The sequence below is a fragment of the Enterococcus sp. DIV0691 genome (assembly GCF_051711145.1).
GTDB classification, from domain to species: Bacteria; Bacillota; Bacilli; order Lactobacillales; family Enterococcaceae; genus Enterococcus_B; species Enterococcus_B hirae.
Window position 1 is genome coordinate 553122 of sequence record NZ_JBIOLY010000001.1, and the last position, 18246, is coordinate 571367.

At 37.8% G+C, this 18246-nt stretch carries 18 protein-coding genes and 1 other annotated feature; of the genes, 15 read left to right on the forward strand and 3 right to left on the reverse strand.

Annotation, left to right across the window (positions count from 1 at the left end):
• The first annotated feature begins 36 nt into the window (after nt 1–36).
• A complete protein-coding gene (locus IGJ11_RS02510) occupies nt 37–1518 on the forward strand; it encodes a helix-turn-helix domain-containing protein (protein WP_438772292.1) in 1482 nt (493 codons plus the stop codon).
• Between the two features lie 226 nt (nt 1519–1744).
• Here IGJ11_RS02510 and IGJ11_RS02515 read toward each other — a convergent pair whose 3' ends face one another.
• Entirely contained in the window at nt 1745–2686 is a 942-nt protein-coding gene (locus IGJ11_RS02515; protein WP_034699620.1) for a glycosyltransferase family 2 protein, read from the reverse strand.
• A 216-nt stretch (nt 2687–2902) separates the two neighbouring features.
• Between IGJ11_RS02515 and IGJ11_RS02520 the strand changes: the two genes are divergently transcribed.
• Nucleotides 2903–3388, forward strand: a complete 486-nt coding sequence (locus IGJ11_RS02520) for a methylated-DNA--[protein]-cysteine S-methyltransferase (protein ID WP_025480241.1) — start codon at nt 2903–2905, stop codon at nt 3386–3388.
• Nucleotides 3389–3529: 141 nt separating this feature from the next.
• Here IGJ11_RS02520 and IGJ11_RS02525 read toward each other — a convergent pair whose 3' ends face one another.
• Complete coding sequence (locus IGJ11_RS02525) at nt 3530–4570, reverse strand: YeiH family protein (protein WP_034866233.1); 1041 nt, start codon at nt 4568–4570, stop codon at nt 3530–3532.
• 200 nt (nt 4571–4770) lie between these two features.
• Nucleotides 4771–5733, reverse strand: coding sequence for a TDT family transporter (locus tag IGJ11_RS02530; protein ID WP_034699625.1), 963 nt, complete (start codon nt 5731–5733; stop codon nt 4771–4773).
• 318 nt (nt 5734–6051) lie between these two features.
• On the opposite strand from IGJ11_RS02530, the gene IGJ11_RS02535 reads away from it, so the two are divergent.
• The 13 genes from IGJ11_RS02535 to IGJ11_RS02595 all read left to right on the forward strand — a co-directional run bounded on the left by IGJ11_RS02535 (nt 6052) and on the right by IGJ11_RS02595 (nt 18241).
• A complete protein-coding gene (locus IGJ11_RS02535; protein WP_207432879.1) occupies nt 6052–6870 on the forward strand; it encodes a LysR family transcriptional regulator in 819 nt (272 codons plus the stop codon).
• A 174-nt stretch (nt 6871–7044) separates the two neighbouring features.
• Nucleotides 7045–8241: an FtsW/RodA/SpoVE family cell cycle protein gene (locus IGJ11_RS02540; protein WP_010719984.1), complete on the forward strand. Its 1197-nt coding sequence runs from the start codon at nt 7045–7047 to the stop codon at nt 8239–8241.
• Nucleotides 8242–8246: 5 nt separating this feature from the next.
• The gene (locus tag IGJ11_RS02545) at nt 8247–8603 is read left to right on the forward strand and encodes an arsenate reductase family protein (RefSeq protein WP_010719983.1); all 357 of its coding nucleotides are present in this window, start codon (nt 8247–8249) and stop codon (nt 8601–8603) included.
• A 1-nt stretch (nt 8604) separates the two neighbouring features.
• Nucleotides 8605–8943: a glycine cleavage system protein H gene (locus tag IGJ11_RS02550; RefSeq protein WP_034699629.1), complete on the forward strand. Its 339-nt coding sequence runs from the start codon at nt 8605–8607 to the stop codon at nt 8941–8943.
• 88 nt (nt 8944–9031) lie between these two features.
• Nucleotides 9032–9301 (forward strand) — a binding site (T-box leader).
• A gap of 76 nt (nt 9302–9377) precedes the next feature.
• The gene (locus IGJ11_RS02555) at nt 9378–10412 is read left to right on the forward strand and encodes a methionine ABC transporter ATP-binding protein (RefSeq protein WP_053765902.1); all 1035 of its coding nucleotides are present in this window, start codon (nt 9378–9380) and stop codon (nt 10410–10412) included.
• Nucleotides 10405–11091, forward strand: coding sequence for a methionine ABC transporter permease (locus IGJ11_RS02560; RefSeq protein WP_010719980.1), 687 nt, complete (start codon nt 10405–10407; stop codon nt 11089–11091). Before IGJ11_RS02555 ends, IGJ11_RS02560 begins: the two co-directional genes overlap by 8 nt.
• A 23-nt stretch (nt 11092–11114) precedes the next feature.
• Nucleotides 11115–11963: a MetQ/NlpA family ABC transporter substrate-binding protein gene (locus IGJ11_RS02565; protein WP_010738388.1), complete on the forward strand. Its 849-nt coding sequence runs from the start codon at nt 11115–11117 to the stop codon at nt 11961–11963.
• Between the two features lie 456 nt (nt 11964–12419).
• Nucleotides 12420–13193: a Fe-S cluster assembly ATPase SufC gene (gene sufC, locus IGJ11_RS02570; RefSeq protein WP_207432880.1), complete on the forward strand. Its 774-nt coding sequence runs from the start codon at nt 12420–12422 to the stop codon at nt 13191–13193.
• A gap of 13 nt (nt 13194–13206) precedes the next feature.
• Entirely contained in the window at nt 13207–14496 is a 1290-nt protein-coding gene (gene sufD / locus IGJ11_RS02575; protein ID WP_161652270.1) for a Fe-S cluster assembly protein SufD, read from the forward strand.
• Complete coding sequence (locus IGJ11_RS02580) at nt 14493–15728, forward strand: cysteine desulfurase (RefSeq protein ID WP_063626601.1); 1236 nt, start codon at nt 14493–14495, stop codon at nt 15726–15728. Before sufD ends, IGJ11_RS02580 begins: the two co-directional genes overlap by 4 nt.
• A complete protein-coding gene (gene sufU, locus IGJ11_RS02585; RefSeq protein ID WP_096709544.1) occupies nt 15715–16185 on the forward strand; it encodes a Fe-S cluster assembly sulfur transfer protein SufU in 471 nt (156 codons plus the stop codon). The genes IGJ11_RS02580 and sufU overlap by 14 nt, the downstream gene beginning before the upstream one ends.
• 4 nt (nt 16186–16189) lie before the next feature.
• On the forward strand, nt 16190–17581 hold the full coding sequence (gene sufB, locus IGJ11_RS02590; RefSeq protein WP_010738383.1) for a Fe-S cluster assembly protein SufB: 1392 nt from the start codon (nt 16190–16192) through the stop codon (nt 17579–17581).
• 402 nt (nt 17582–17983) lie between these two features.
• Nucleotides 17984–18241 (forward strand): hypothetical protein, encoded by a 258-nt coding sequence (locus IGJ11_RS02595; RefSeq protein ID WP_063626604.1) that lies wholly within the window; start codon nt 17984–17986, stop codon nt 18239–18241.
• Nucleotides 18242–18246: the final 5 nt, after the last annotated feature.

The window sequence follows — 18246 nt, forward strand, 5'->3', positions numbered from 1 at the left end:
CATCTACTGGAAGTAATTAGGGAAAGGAATGGCGAAATGGATATCGTTCAGTTGCTAGATGAAAACTCAAAAATGAAAATTAAACTTCTGGAACTTATTCAGACAAAACTTGGTGAAAGAGTAGAAATCTCTTTTTTAGCGCAGAAAACAGGTATATCTAAATTTAAATTAAGTAAATTAATTCATGAGTTGAAAATGGAGCTAGAACAGAAATTATGCTTAAATGATTTTTTTGTCGTAAAGCGGGGCGTTATTCAAGTATATTCTTTTATTTGTGATGAGAACATTCTTAAATTACGTCAGCACTATTTAAATAGTTCGCTAACTTATCAGCTGCTTATTTTCCTGCTGTTTTCAAACCGACCGATTAATAAATTTACGACCGATCATTACATTTCAAATTCTTCTTTATATCTTTATAAAAAACGAATCAATAAATTGTTAGAAAAAGATCATCTCATTATTAAGAAAAATAAGATAGTAGGGAATGAATGGAAGATTCGCTCGGTGGGCTATGGCATTCTCCATAATTTGAATGGGATTGATTCCCCTTTTACTGAGCAACAAAAAAATCAAAGTGACCGGCTTGTATTTTGGATCGAACAATTTTTTAGGATTAGAATCCGTAATAGTTTACGTTATAAATTATCTTTATTTCTATCAATCAGTGCGCTTCGGATTCAGAGAAAAGCGTATTTGGATGAAGCACATCTGACGATCAAAGTTGATCAGACCTCAATATTGGTTCAAAAACTTGCAGGAAAATTGAAGACAGAGTACCAAATATCAGATACAGTAGCAGTAAAAGAAGCTTCAGTCTTGTATGCCTATTTATATGTTAATCGGATCATTGATAAGAAGTCTTGTCTAGATTTTTCTGAACTAGATCCGACACTGTCAATTTTTAACAATAATTATTCAAGTATGCTAAAAGGTATTGCTGATTCAACTTTTGTTGATCAACATCTGTTTAAAGTGTTATTGAAAAATGTGCAACCGATACATGAACGGTTGTTATTTATGCCCGATATCCATCATCGTTTTGGAAATATCCATAATTTTCAATTTTTAAGAGAAGAATATCCTTTATTTGATCAGAAAGTCAATGAAACTATTATGGAAACAGCTCGTTCTATTTTACTTAATGAAGAAGAAAAAGCAGATTTATACATGTACTATATGATGGAATTGATTGAAAATTTTCCCTTAGAAGCAGTTGAAGAAGCTGTTTATATTACGTTGGATTTTTCTTATGGAAAAGCGTATGAAGAGTTTATTGCAGAACATCTCCAATATTCCTTAGCTGGAAAAATAGTCATTGAAAAAGTTATTTCTTCGAAAACGGATATCTATATTTCTGACTTTCATTTAGGAAACCTTCAATGTACCCATATCTTATGGCAACGATTGCCCAACAATCATAATTGGCAAGAACTAATTAAACAAATTAAACAATGCATCAGCGAAAAAAATGTCGTAAATCAAAAGGAAACGTCCAATGTTTCCTCTACCAGCTAGTCTTTTTTCTTTTACCTGCCTATAATGTGACAGAGATTCATTCAATAGCTTTATCGGAATGTTATTGTTATGTTTAGAAGTAATGTATTTGCTAACTAGAAAAATAAAAAAACACCTGAAATCACACGCTCATTTCAGGTGTTTTTTTATAGAGAAAACCTTGGGCACGAAGGGAGAACATCTCGAAATAGAAATAGCTATTCTCACCACGGTCAGTATTCACGATTTATTCTTTTTCACGAGAAACGATGGTTTGTTCTGTTTCACGTATGATATAAACGGGGCGTTGTTTGGTTTCAAGGAAAATTTTACCAATGTATTTGCCAATGATCCCTAGGCATAGTAATTGGATGCCGCCGATAAATAAAAAGATCGATACCATTGAAGGCCAGCCTGCTGTCGGGTCACCAAATAATAAGGCTCGTGCAATGATAAATAAAATAGCAATTCCCGAACCAATACAAGAAAGAGCGCCAGTGAAAGAGGCGATCGTTAGTGGTGCATCTGAAAAATTGACGATTCCATCAATCGAATAATTGAATAATTTCCAAAAAGACCAAGAGGTTTCACCAGCCACTCGTTCACGGTTTTCAAAAGAAAGATACTCTGTTTTGAAACCGACCCAACTAAATAATCCTTTTGAAAAACGATTGTACTCGGTTAACTCTAAAACAGCATCAACCATCTGTCGAGTCATCAAGCGGAAATCTCTTGCACCATCTACCATTTCTGTGTCACTGATTTTATTGATCAACTGATAGAACCGTTTAGCGAAGAAACTCCGAATCACTGGTTCTCCTTCTCTTGTTGAGCGTCTCGTTCCTACGCAATCAATGTCAGTTGTCGTGATTTTTTCAATCATGAGTGGTAGTAATTCTGGAGGATCTTGTAAATCAACGTCCATTACTGTGATTAGCTCCCCAGTCGAAGCTTGTAAACCCGCATAGAGGGCAGCTTCTTTTCCGAAATTTCGAGAAAAAGAAACGAATCTCACATATTCATATTTTCTCGCTAATGCTTTAATGGCTTGTAGCGTACCATCTGAGGAGCCATCATCAATAAACAAGTATTCAAACTCGTGTCCGTCTTTGAATTTTTCTACTTCATCGAAAAAAAGCGGTACAGTCTTTTCTTCGTTATAGCAAGGGACAACAATTGATATTTTCATATGATAAATCCTTTCAAGCAAATATTATTTGTTCGAACAGAATAGTAAATAAACTGTATTTTCTGTTACTTAAGTAATCATCATTTTTAGTTTATCATTAAGCTGACACTTAATAAAACTTTAAATTGCATTTTTAGCTAAAATAATACAAGATAAATAAAATAGTAGAACGGTAGAGGAGGGCAAGTCTAGTTCATTCAGGATTAGACGATGAAAATGAAAATAAATACGCCAATTGGAGAATTATGGTTAGATGCAGATCAGAATGGGTTGACGAAGGTTTCGTTTCATCCGATTGAAGAAATGGCGGTAAATGGTGCACAGGATCAAGGAAAGAAACAAGAAATCCTACTTGAAACAGAACGTCAATTGGCTGAGTACTTTGAGGGCAACCGGCAGGACTTTCAACTTCCGTTATCAATAAACACAGGCACGATTTTTCAACAAAAGGTTTGGCAAGCATTGCAAGAGATTCCTTATGGAGAACTACGCACATATAAAAAAATAGCAGAAACCATTGATCATCCCAAAGCGGTCCGAGCAATCGGACAAGCGAATCGCATGAATCCATTACCAATCGTGATTCCATGTCATCGAGTGATTGGACAAAACGGTCAATTAACCGGTTATATGGGAAATGCGGAAGCTGGCTTATTGATCAAACGTCAACTACTTGTATTAGAAAAAGCACTATCTGAATAAAAAAACTGGAATCATTGACCTAAAAACCACCCCTTCGCCCTGAAATAGAAGTGACTATTTTGGGACGAAGAGGTGGTTTTAAGTCTGGGGATTTTATGAAGCCAACAAAGGCAGACCGCTTATACCAGTGGAATCCGGTAGTTATAGTGTTGTTAACCAAATGAATAGCAGCGCAGCAACAGTTTGCAGTAAACCAACTGCTAGACCATAAGATAAGAATCGAGGTCCTTCTTTCATGAATTTAGCGAAATCTAAACGTAAACCAATTGCGGCTAAAGCAGTGATTTCAAACCAATTACTAATAAAGTGAGCCCCTTTGTCGATAAAAGTTGGGAGCGTAAATAGGCTGTTGAGCAAGCAGAAAACTAAAAAGCCTAAAACATACCATGGTAATGGGAATCTTCTTTTCTTGGGACTGTCAGACGAAATCGTTTCAGCAGAAGCTGTCTTTTTTTGGATAAATTTTTCAAATAAATAGACAACAGCAACTAACATCATGATCCTTAAAATTTTAAAGAGCATGGCAAATTGAACAACTGAAGCATCAAGCAAACTGGCGCCAGCGACTACTTGTCCAACAGATTGAAGTGTTCCACCTAAAAGGGCACTTTTTTCAATTAAGTGATCTCCGTATAAGTGTAAGCCAAGAAAAGGTAAAGAAAGCATCATGATCGTTCCTAATAAATTCACTAATGTAATGATCTGTCCTTTTTCTTCCTCTTCAGCATGGATCACTGGAGCGATCGCTGCAATAGCCGAAGAACCGCAAACAGCATTTCCTCCTGCCATCATCAAGGAAGCTGTATCACTAAATAACAATTTCTTGCCGATCCAATAGGCACCGACGATCGTCACACTCATTTGCAACAAGACGAAGGCAATCCCTTTGATGCCGATTTGAGCAATCGTTTGAGCCGTAACCGTTGCTCCCAATAAGAAAACGGAGCATTCCAATAATTTGCTTTCAGCGAATTTTGTCCCAATGGCTAAAGAAGGTTGTTTGAAAAAAGTATTACCTAACAAGATCCCTAATAAAATGGCGATCGTGGCAGCACCAAGCTGTGGGAGCAACAATGCGAGAAGTTTGCTCATGACTGCTACTGAAAAAGCAAGAAGTAATCCAGGCAAGATTCTTCGTGAGCCTTGATTTTTAAATTGATTAATGGTTACTTGTAGATTCATGTTCTAAAAATTCCTTTCATTATCTGTGCGCATGTTTCAGAGTTGAAAAACGGGTACTCGTATTTAGAGGACGACGACTCTGAACTCAAGAATATCCTTGATAATAGTAGCACTATTCGTTTTGATTGACAAAGTTTAAAAACGCAAAAAATCTTCTGCCTTTTTCTAAATTTGAAAAAGACAGAAGAATAACATCTTAATTAAATTTCTTTAGGGACATATTTATTTGTGTTTCCATGTTCTTTGAACAAGAAGCGGATATAATGACCTAATACATAAAGCACCATTCCAGTAGCGATTACTAATTCAACCAGTTTCAAGACCGTTAAAAAGCCAGTAGCGATCCCTAATGAATGAAAGTAATTTACAGCACAAAACATAGCAGTTGCAGAAATAACTAGTGGAAAGGTAAAAGCAGCGTAGCTTGGATAAAAATGTAGTTTAAGTAATCGTGGTAAAAGAGATAGCACGATAAAATATAAAGTTTGCGAAAGGATAAATAAGGCAACGACTAAATAAAAGGAAGGTTGCGCAAAATTTTTCAAATAGCCAGTTAAACAAAGAGATCCCGGAGCTGCAACGATCGTGATCAATGGTAGTGTAGGATGTGCCATGTTTTTCACGAAAAATACCCGATGGATGATGATTGGCAATAAGAAAACGTAACAAGCTAGAGATAACCAAAAGAATAGTTGGCCAATGAATGGGAAAAAGTTTCCAGCAGTTACTGTAATTACCCCGAAACCAACATAAATAATGAACCAACTTGGATAAATGACTTCCAGTGATAAGTCTGCTTTGATTACATGATGGTAAGTAAAGTAAACAACTAAAATCACTTGTAGAAGGACAGCGCCAAGCCAGATGATCCGAACGATTGGTAAAAGGTGCGTAAATGGAACAAAGTAAGTACAAATAACCATTAATGACATCGTAAAAGTCGGTGAAACCGAGGCAATGATTGGATCATGTAATGTTTGTCTCGTATGTTCAAATAATAGGAACAATTTGCTAAACATTAGGATCATGAGAATCATACTAATCCCACCAATGATATTTCCTAGATGAATCCAATGATATTCTTTAAACAGATTACCTAGCGAAGCTAAACCTAGAATGAGCCCACAAATCGGGACAGGAATAAGTTTTAAAAAATTCTTCATTAATTGAATTCTCCTTTTCATAAGATGAGTGTGTTGTCTAAAGCTCAGAACAAAATGATCAGTCAGGTGGAAAGGTTGATAGTAGGTTGCATAAATAATTATGAATGACTATTTATTGGGAAATAAACAAATCGGTAGCCCTGACTGATCATTAAGAATACAAGTAACGATCTTTTTATGTCTGAGCGAGATCGAAACATTCGTTGCTTTTCAATCTCATATATTGTGCGTTACATTTACTATTATAGTCATTTCATGATATATTTAAATCAAATAGTTGATATAGTTACTATAATAAATAATTATGGAAGTGATCGCATGCTGAAATTGTTAACAACTTTTCGTGTCGTATACGAAACAAGAAATTTTTCTCGAACAGCCGAATTACTTTTCTTATCTCAACCTGCTGTTTCAAATCAAATCAAACAGCTGGAAAGAGAATTAGGAGTGATTCTCTTTGAGCGAAATGGTCGGAAAGAAATGAAGCCGACAAAACAAGCAGATCTACTCTACGAACGAGCGTTAGTTTTATTAGAGGAGTGGCAAGAAACACAACAACAATTACTAGATGAACAAAATGAAGAAGAAGTTTGCCGAATCGTTGCTTCTCACACTTTTGCCGTCTATCTGTTACCAAAATTGTTGAAAGATTTGCTTTTGAAATATCCTAAAATTAATTTTGTGATTGCCTATGCCAATTCTCATGATGCGTTGGAACAAGTAGCAAAACACGAGGCTGACTTTGGTTTTATCGAAAAACCTTTAGAAACTTCTGGTGTTCAAAGGTTTTCATTGATGGAGGATGAACTAGTGATTGCGGGGGATTCTGACAGTCAGTTATGGTTAGTTCGAGAAACAACTTCTGGAGTTTTTCATTATACGCAACGGTATTTTGAAGAAAAAAATATCCATGGGAAAAAGTTGTTAGTAAAAAGTAACGAAGTCATTGCCGCTCTTTTAAAGGAAGGAGTGGGACGTTCGATTTTATCAAAACGTGCGGTGCCACCAGAAATACCAACCGAGAAATTAGCGTATCATCGAAATTTTTATTTGATCCAGCGAACAAATTTAGTTTCAGAGAATTTACAAGCGATTGGTAAAGAGATCTTGAGATATAATGAACGCTATCAAAAATGATTCGTCAGAACTTTATCTGTTATCTCGATGATGGGTCTAACTGAAGAGTAGCAAGGCAGATGATTAGATAAGAATAATTTTAAGTTTTCCCAAATGTATTTGCTTTGGCTTTCAATTATGCCGCTAGACCGCTATAATATAGAACAGTATGGTTTTTAAGAAAAGGGATGAAACATGGAAAAAAAAATAAAAGCTTCTAATAATAATCGTGATAATCGCATTGATTATGGCGTCATATTACCAGTCTTCTTATTATGTTTGATTGGATTGCTTTCTTTATATGTCGCGCTGAGTCATGATCCTAACCACCCTTCGGTAGTAAGAGGTGTTGGGATGCAAGCGATTTGGTATATCGTGGGCTCAATTGCTATTGTCGTGATTATGCATTTGAATTCCAAATGGATCTGGAAATTAACACCTTATCTCTATGGTTTTGGTCTAATTGTAATGGGACTCTTGTTAAAGTTTTATGACCGCAACCTCGCCCAGTCGACCGGTTCCAAAAACTGGTTTAGTTTTGGTTCCTTGACGTTTCAGCCAGCAGAGTTAATGAAAATTGCTTATATTTTAATGATGGCGCTGATCGTGACAAAACATAATACTCAGATGAAGGAACGAACGCTCAAATCAGATTTTTGGTTGATCGCCAAGATGTTGATTGTGACGCTCCCGGTTTTAGCCTTGATTATGGCACAAGATGATTTTGGGACCATGCTGGTATTTTTAGCAATTTTTGGTGGAGTTTTCTTAATGTCTGGTATCTCTTGGCGCATTATCGTGCCCGTAATTGCTTTGGCAGTGATTGTCGGTGCTGGGACGATCTTTTTAGTTACCACAGAAGGCGGAAGAGATTTATTATATAAAATCGGGTTTAAATCTTACCAGTTTGCTCGTATCGATTCTTGGCTTGATCCATTCCATGACACGACTGGGATGAGCTATCAGCCAGCACAAGGGTTGCTCGCAATAGGAACTGGTGGATTATTAGGTAAAGGATTCAATGTAAGTAATATCTATGTACCTGTTCGTGAATCAGATATGATTTTCACCGTGATTGGTGAGAATTTTGGGTTTATCGGTGGCGCATTCGTCATCTTCTTGTATTTTATTTTGATTTATCGTATGATTCGTGTCTGCTTTGATACGAACAATGAATTTTATGCTTATATCGCCAGCGGCTTGATCATGATGCTCTTGTTCCATGTATTTGAAAATATTGGTGCTAATATTGGACTCTTACCATTAACAGGGATTCCCCTGCCATTCATTAGTCAAGGTGGGTCATCGATCCTTGGAAATATGATTGGTATCGGTTTGATATTATCCATGAGGTATCAAAATGAGGCGCCTGCGAAAACTTCTAGGAGGTAACACTGTTGTATCGTTTTTATTGGTATCCGAAATGTTCCACTTGCAAAAAAGCGAAAGCTTGGTTGGATGCGCATCATGTTGATTATCAAGTAATTGATATGATTGCTAGTCCACCATCGGAAGAAATGATCACAGACTGGTTGGAACATAATGAGATTCCATTACGTCGTCTGTTCAATACGAGTGGCATGAAGTATCGGGAAATGGGGCTAAAAGACCAAGTGGCTGATTTTTCGATCAATGAAGCTAGTCGCATTCTTTCAAGTGATGGGATGTTGATCAAACGTCCCCTGATCGTCAAAGGCAAACAACTCGTCGCAATCGGTTTTAATGAAAAAATATACGAAGGAGTATTGATATAAAATGGCTGGGAAACACTTGAAGAAAAAAGATAACCTTTGGATCTTATTTAATGGGAAAGAATATTGTGTCGGTTTAACTAATGAAGCACAAAAAGAATTAGGTGATATCACATTTGCCAATTTGCCAAAAGCTGGTCAGTCTTATCAAAGCGGGGAGCCTTTGATCGAAGTGGAAGCTGAAAAAGCAGTCAGTGAATTTGCTAGCCCATTAAGCGGTACGGTTTCTTCCGTGAATGAAAAAATCAATGAAGATATCAATGTCTTAAATGATCAAGATGAAATGAATGCTTGGCTTTTAAGCTTTAAAGAAGTCGATCCAACAGAATTTGAGAAATTATAAGAGTTAGCAATTTTCAGAAAATTTTAAAGAAGTAACCGGTAAAATGTTGACACGTTATTTTCCAACTGCTATAATCAGAACAATCATAAATAAAGCTTTGAAAAGAAGAGTACATGTCACAGACGTTCAAAGAGAGCCCTGATTGCTGAAAAAGGGTAACGGAAATGAGATGGAAGATGGTCTTAGAGCAGAGTAGGTGAGCCTTGCAAACTTACTACGGGGGTGCCCGTTACAGCACAACGGTATACGGGCATGATTATGATGAAAGAACGATGACCCAAGTACTGGTAAAGGTTGTTATTGTGAGATAGCAGCAAATCAAGGTGGTAACACGGAAGTTTCAGCTTTCGTCCTTTTGCTAAAGCAAGGGGGCGGAAGCTTTTTTGTTTCCCACTTGATCTCCATGTAAAAAATAAAAGAAAGATGTGAGCGATATGTCATTGATCCAATTAACCAATGTTGAGAAAACATTTGGTGGCAAAAATGGAACGATCCAAGCGGTAAATGATGTTTCATTAACTGTTGAAAAGGGTGATATTTACGGCATCGTTGGCTATTCTGGAGCAGGTAAAAGTACACTTGTCCGTTTATTGAACGGATTAGAGCTACCTACTAGCGGAACGGTTGTTGTGAATGACCAAGAGATTACCAAACTAAAAAATAAAGAACTGAGAACATTTCGTAAAAAAATCGGTATGATTTTCCAACATTTCAATTTGTTATGGTCACGGACGGTTTTAGAAAATATCCAACTACCATTAGAATTAGCAGGCGTACCTAAAGCCCAACGTAAAGAACGGGCAGAAGAATTGCTTGGATTAGTCGGATTAGAGGGTAGAGGAAATGCCTATCCTTCACAACTTTCAGGAGGACAAAAACAAAGAGTTGGGATAGCTCGAGCGTTGGCAAATGAACCTGAGATCTTACTTTGTGACGAAGCAACAAGTGCGCTAGATCCACAAACCACTGAAGAAGTATTGGATCTTTTATTAGCTATCAATAAGAAATTACATTTAACGATCGTATTGATCACGCACGAAATGAACGTGATTCGTAAAATCTGTAACAAGGTAGCTGTGATGGAACGAGGAAAAGTTGTGGAAGAAGGCGATGTTTTGACAGTCTTCAAAAATCCAAAACAAGAAGTAACAAAACGTTTCGTGCAACAAGATATCGAACCAGAAGCAGACTCAAAAGAATTATTGGCTGAATTGATCAAAGAAAATCCAAAAGGTCGATTAGTGACATTAGTGTTCAACGAAAAAAATGCTAACGAGCCAGTCATCTCTCAAGCCATTCGTCAGTATAACGTCGACATCAATGTCGTTTACGGTAAAATTAAACAAACAGCAGAAGGTTCTTTTGGTTCCTTAACGACACTGATGACTGGGTCAGAGAACGAATTGGATCAAGCAGAGCGGTTTATTAAAGAACAAGGTGTTGGAGTGGAGGTGATCCACCGTGGATAAAAGCTTTGCAGAAACGTATTTAGATTTTAGTCAAATCAACATGGAGACGATGAAACAAGCATTCATCGATACGCTTTATATGACGTTGGTGTCCATGGTATTAGTGACCATCATTGGTTTAGTCCTAGGTTTGATCCTGTATTCGATTGGACGAAAAAATAAACCTTATGCACGAATCATTTATGGCATTGTTTCGATTATTAGTAATATCTTTCGATCTACACCATTTATGATCTTGATGGTCTTGATCATTCCTTTCACGAAAGCAATCGTCGGAACCATGCTAGGGGCGCAAGCTGCTATTCCTGCCTTGGTACTTTCAGCTGCCCCATTTTATGCTCGTCTAGTTGAAATTGCTTTTCGTGAAGTTAGTCCTGGAGTTTTAGAAGCGGCGGATGCGATGGGTGCTAGCTACTGGGAAATCATTTGGAAAGTCTTGATACCAGAAAGCGTGCCTGCACTGATCTCCGGATTGACAGTTACTACCATTTCAATGATCGGCTTTACTGCGATGGCGGGTGCAATCGGAGCTGGTGGTTTGGGAGGTCTTGCTTGGCAAGAAGGTTACCAACGTGGTAATCTGACCGTGACATTTGTGGCAACGTTAGTGATACTAGTCATTGTATTTATTGTTCAAGGAATTGGGGACTTTTTAACAAAGAAAACAGATAAAAGATAAGAAGAAATAGGAGGATAAAGGATATGAAAAAGAAAATTTTTGGATTTGCAGCAGCGGTCTTGCTGACTGTAGGGTTAGCAGCTTGTGGCAATAATAGCGATAGTAAAGGTGCTTCATCAAAAAGTGACGATACAACTTTAAAAGTAGGCGCATCACCAACACCTCATGCAGAAATCTTGGAACACGTCCAACCGCTATTGAAAGATGAAGGCATTAATTTAGAAATCGTGAAATTCGATGACTACATTTTACCAAATCAATCTTTAGCAGAAGGCGATATCGATGCCAATTATTTTCAACATATTCCTTATCTAAATAAAGAAATCAAAGAAAAAGGCTATGATTTTGTCAATGCGGGAGCTGTCCATATTGAACCAATGGGCTTGTACTCAAAGAAAATCAAAGACATTGCTGATTTAAAAGACGGCGCAACAGTGATTACTTCAAATTCAGAATCTGACTGGGGACGAATCATCACTATTTTACAAAATGCTGGCTTAGTTAAGGTAAAAGATGGCGTAGATCTAGAAACAGCTACGTTTGATGACATCGCTGAAAACCCTAAAAACTTAAAATTCAATCATTCGATTGATCCTTCTTTATTAGCTTCTACTTATCAAAATGATGAAGGTGACTTAGTAGCGATCAATGCAAACTTTGCTTATGGTGCTGGTTTGAATCCATTGAAAGATTCTGTCTTATTAGAAGAAGACAACTCACCATATGTGAATATCATTGCCACACGTAAAGGTGATGAAAATAGCGAAAAAATCAAAAAATTACTTGAAGTCTTACACCGTGAAGACGTCCAAAAATGGATTGAAGACAAATGGGGCGGTTCAGTCAAACCTGTCGCAGCTGATGCTAAATAAGCACTTCAAAAAATAGAGTTGAACAAAATCAAATGTTAATCTAAAAAATAATCAAGTCATCAAAAACATCAAAGTTAGTTGATTTTACTAGCTTTGATGTTTTTTTGTAGAGTGAATAGTGAATAAATTAGCTATGTAACCAATAGAGAACTCTCTTTATTATGGCATTTTTCAAGAAGCATTTATTAAGAACAGGTAAGCGGTAATCAAGAGATGCGTACTGACATCATTCTGCAAGCCAACGTTCACCTATCGTTTTACATAAAACAAATCAACATAACCAGTGATCTATGAATGCTAAAAACAGAAGTTTCTTTATAAATATTATTATCTAGTAATATTGATTTAATGATAACTCGTGAAAAAAGTTTTGATTTTAGTGGGTTATAACATTGCGCTCTATTCTCAATTAGTCTAAAATAAGTGAGAACGAAACAGAATCTGGAGGGAATTTGCATGTCTGTCTTAGAAATAAAAAATTTACACGTCTCAATTGAAGAGAAAGAAATTCTTAAAGGCGTAAACTTAACGATGAAAACAGGCGAGATCCATGCCATTATGGGACCAAATGGAACAGGGAAATCGACGCTGTCAGCCGCTATTATGGGGAATCCAAACTATGAAGTCACTGAAGGCGAGATCTTATTTGACGGAAAAAATATCTTAGATTTAGAGGTCGATGAACGGGCACGTCTAGGGTTATTTTTAGCGATGCAATACCCAAGCGAAATTCCTGGGATCACGAATGCAGAATTTATGCGTGCAGCGATCAATGCCAAACGTGATGAAGACGATAAAATGTCTGTTTTGACTTTCTTGAAAAAATTAGATGAAAAAATGGCGATGTTAAATATGCCAGAAGAAATGGCCGAACGTTACTTGAATGAAGGTTTTTCTGGTGGCGAAAAGAAACGAAATGAAATCTTACAATTATTGATGTTAGAACCAACTTTTGCCATTTTAGATGAAATTGATTCTGGGTTAGATATCGATGCATTGAAAGTCGTAGCAAAAGGGGTCAATGAAATGCGTAGCGAAAACTTTGGCGCATTGATCATTACCCACTACCAACGATTATTGAATTATATCACTCCTGATGTCGTCCACATCATGATGGAAGGACGTGTCGTGATGACTGGGAATGCAGATCTAGCGAAACGACTTGAAGCAGAAGGGTATGCTGGCATCAGCAAAGAACTAGGAATTGACTATAAAGAAGAAGAAGCGTAAGGAGGAGCGGAAAATGAAAGAAACGAACTGGCTCGACCAACTTGACGCAGTTACCAATTTTTCTTTAAGCAAAGGGGAACCTGAATGGATGACCCAATTACGTCAAGCAGCGTTAGAAAAAGCCAATCAATTACCACTTCCTCAGATCGATCGTGTAAAATTCCATCGCTGGCCATTATTCGATATCCATGAGTTCACAGACCACTTTAGTGAGACAGGAAATGTAGCTGGGTTTGACGTAATGAAAGATAACCCTGTGTTGGTGCAAGAAGGAACAAGTACGATCTTTGAACAATTACCAGTGGAACTCATGGAAAAAGGCGTGATCTTTACAGATATCTTCACAGCGCTCCAAGAGCATCCAGATTTAATCAAACCATACTATATGGAAAAAGCAGTGAAAATGGATGAAGATCAATTGACCGCTTTACATGCTGCTTTCATGAACAGCGGAGTATTTTTATATGTTCCTAAAAATGTCGTGATCAATGAGCCAATTGAGAGCTTATTCATCCAAGATGGCAAATTAGCACAGCATTTCTTTAAACATGTCTTGATCGTCGCAGAGGAACATAGTGAGTTCTCTTACTTGGAACGATTCCAAACGACCAAAGAGAAAATCCAAAAAGCTTCTGGTAATATCATTGTCGAAGTAATCGCTAAAGCTGGAGCAAAAATCAAATATTCAGCTGTCGATCAATTAGGAGAAAATATCACTTCTTATATCAACCGCCGAGGTCATATTTTACGTGATGCTTCTGTAGATTGGGCAATCGGCGTGATGAATGATGGACATGTAATTGCTGATTTTGATTCTGATTTAGTTGGCGAAGGCGCCCATGCAGAAGTGAAAATCGTTGCCATTAGCTCAGGAAAACAAATCCAAGGAATTGATACGCGTGTCACGAACAAAGCGCCTCATACGATCGGACATATCTTACAACATGGTGTGATCCGAGAAAAAGGGACGTTGACTTTCAACGGGATCGGACATATCTTAAAAGGCGCAAAAGGAGCCGATGCCCAACAAGAAAGTCGAGTATTGATGCTTTCAGATAAAGCAAGAGGAGATGCCAATCCGATCTTACTCATTGATGAAAATGAAGTCACTGCAGGACATGCTGCCAGTGTTGGTCGGGTCGATCCTGAAGAAATGTATTATTTGATGAGCCGTGGTCTTCATAAAGAAGAAGCAGAACGATTAGTTATTCGAGGCTTCCTTGGCTCTGTGTTAACAGCAATTCCAGTAGAAGCAGTCCGAAAAGAGTTAGTGGAGGTTATTGAAGGGAAGTTGAATGTATGATTCTGAAAGAAACCATTCGCGAAGATTTTCCAATATTATTTCAAGAAGTCAATGATGAACCGCTCGTTTATTTAGACAATGCAGCCACTACGCAAAAGCCAACAGCAGTAATTGAAGCAATAAAAAAATACTACGAACAAGATAATGCCAATGTGCATCGAGGAGTCCACACCTTAGCCGAACGAGCAACATTTGCCTATGAAGGCGCTCGGGAAAAGGTCAGAAAGTTTATCCATGCAGCTGAAACTGCTGAAGTCCTATTTACTCGTGGCACCACCACGAGTTTGAACTGGGTCGCTCGCAGCTTTGGTGAACAGTTTCTGCAAGCAGGGGATGAAATCTTAATTTCTTACATGGAACACCATTCCAATGTCATTCCTTGGCAACAATTAGCCAAAAAGACAGGAGCAACATTAAAATATATTGACTTGACTACCGACGGATTTTTAGACATGACACAAGCAAAACAATTGATCACTAACAAAACAAAAATCGTATCGATTGCTCATGTTTCAAATGTCTTAGGTGTGATCAATCCCGTCAAAGAACTAGGAAAACTTGTCCATGAGCAAGGTGGGGTACTAGTTGTAGATGGCGCACAATCCGCTCCTCATATGCCAATCAACGTCCAAGAATTAGACTGTGATTTCTTTGCGTTTAGCGGACACAAAATGTGTGGACCGACTGGGATCGGAGTCTTATATGGCAAACGAAAATGGTTAGAACAAATGGAACCAGTCGAATTTGGTGGCGAAATGATCGACTTTGTCGACTTGTACGATAGTACTTGGAAAGAACTTCCATGGAAATTCGAAGCCGGCACACCTAATATCGCTGGAGCCATCGCACTAGGTCAAGCGATTGACTATCTCGAAAACGTTGGGTTGGACAATATCCATGATCATGAAAAAGAATTAATTGCCTATGTCTTACCTAAACTACAACAAATCGATGGGTTGACCATTTATGGACCACAAGATCCCGCTACTCGTACAGGGGTCATCGCCTTTAATCTAGATGGCTTGCATCCTCATGATGTAGCCACTGCTTTAGATATGGAAGGTGTCGCTGTTCGTGCAGGTCATCATTGTGCCCAACCTTTATTGAACTATTTAGAAGTCTCGGCGACTGCACGAGCAAGCTTTTATTTTTATAATACGAAACAAGATGCAGATCGTTTAGTCGAAGCAATTCTTGCAACGAAGGAGTTTTTCCAACATGGCACTCTCTAAACTAGATAATCTCTATCGCCAGGTCATACTTGATCATTCTTCGCATCCTCATCATCGAGGTACATTGACTGAATCAACCAGTCGAATCGAATTGAATAATCCGACCTGTGGCGATGTCATCGAATTACAAGTCGAAGTCAAAGAAGGAATCATCAAGAATATCGCATTCAACGGTAACGGTTGTTCCATCAGTACAGCCAGTGCATCCATGATGACCGATGCTGTCATGGGAAAATCTGTTGAAGAAGCACAACAATTGATCACTGATTTCTCGCAATTAGTCCAAGGAAAAGAAGTCAAAGCCATCGACCAATTAGGCGATGCAGCAATGCTCAGTGGCGTAGCCAAATTTCCCGCAAGAATCAAATGTGCCACATTAGGCTGGAAAGCCTTAGAAAAAGCAATGGAAGAAAACGGCACTGCAACCTTCCATCACGTGCATCAGGAAGAGGAGTGAGAACATGGGTGTACCAGAATTAGAAGAATATAAATTTGGTTTTCACGATGATGTGGAACCAGTTTTCAGTACAGGAGAAGGCTTAACTGAAGAAGTCGTTCGAGAAATGTCTCGAATCAAAGGTGAACCTGAATGGATGTTAGATTTTCGTTTGAAATCCTTAGAAACATTCAATAAAATGCCCATGCAAAAATGGGGACCAGACCTGTCAGACATCGACTTCAATGCCATAAAATATTACCAAAAACCAAGTGATAAACCTGCCCGAGATTGGGAAGATGTACCTGATAAAATCAAAGAAACCTTTGAAAAAATCGGGATTCCTGAAGCAGAACGTGCATACCTCGCAGGTGCTTCTGCTCAATATGAATCAGAAGTCGTTTACCACAACATGAAAGACGAATTTGAAAAATTAGGGATCGTCTTCACCGATACTGATTCTGCATTGAAAGAATATCCTGAGTTATTCAAAGAATACTTTTCCAAATTAGTCCCACCCACTGACAACAAACTTGCTGCTTTAAATTCAGCTGTTTGGTCAGGAGGAACATTTATTTATGTACCTAAAGGAGTAAAAGTCGACGTTCCATTACAAACATACTTTAGGATCAATGCCGAAAATACCGGACAATTTGAACGAACATTGATCATCGTTGACGAAGGAGCCAGCATCCATTATGTCGAAGGCTGTACAGCACCAACGTATTCAAGTAACAGTCTTCATGCAGCAATCGTTGAAATCTTCACCCGAAAAGACGCCTATTGTCGCTATACCACGATCCAAAACTGGTCAGACAATGTCTATAACTTAGTGACCAAAAGAGCCAAAGCTTACGAAGGTGCCACAGTCGAATGGATCGACGGCAACCTAGGAGCTAAAACAACGATGAAATATCCAAGTGTTTACCTAGACGGCAAAGGTGCGCGTGGCACGATGCTTTCCATTGCATTTGCTGGCGCAAACCAAATCCAAGATACTGGGGCGAAAATGATCCATAACGCACCAAACACTTCAAGCTCCATCGTCTCCAAATCAATCTCAAAAGACGGTGGAGAAGTTAATTATCGAGGACAAGTAACCTTCGCTAAAAACAGCGCCGGTTCCATCTCTCACATTGAATGCGACACGATCATCATGGACGAATACTCAAAATCCGATACGATCCCATTCAACGAGATCCACAACAGCCAAGTCTCTTTGGAACACGAAGCCAAAGTCTCAAAAATCTCAGAAGAACAACTCTATTATCTTATGAGCCGAGGCCTAACCGAATCCGAAGCCACCGAAATGATCGTCATGGGCTTCGTCGAACCATTCACCAAAGAACTCCCAATGGAATACGCAGTCGAACTCAACCGTTTGATCAGTTATGAGATGGAAGGTTCCGTGGGTTAAATGAATACCATAAGCTAGAAATACCTTTTTAGGGTGTTTCTAGCTTTTTTGTTAGTTCAGTCATCTTTGCAAAGAAGATAGCATTAAAAGTTAAATGCTATAGAAAAAATGAAATATTTTATCAAATATTTGCAAGATAAAATAAAAAAAATGAATGAAATAAGCTGAAAAAAGAAAAAAACAATTGAGGGAAATATGCTAACATGAACAAAAAGTATCCATTAATCCTTAGTCTGATATTATTGATGGTTCGACTGATGTTACTTGATAGCCTATACAGTTATTTAATAGTAAAGATTTGATTCAATAGTTTTAATACCGAATTAGTTAATTAAGATAAGCAACAGCTTTTATAATGATGTTTCGTTCCTTAACTAGATAAAAGAATGGAGAGTATTTCTCATGGAAAAAAATGTAGATCTCGATAAATTAGTAGCTGATTCATATAGTCTAAGTAGCTGTCTTTCAGCATTAAGTCAGATGTCTTATGAACGATTGACATTAAATTCAATCAGTTTAGAAGATATTAATGAAATAAATGCAATTATTATTAGTATAAAATGTCTAGCAGAACAACATGCACAAGAGATGGAAGCATTTGAACTTGAAAAAATGGAATATGTTTCAAGTACAGTAGAAGAAGTTATCAAGAAAAGTTGAGTGGC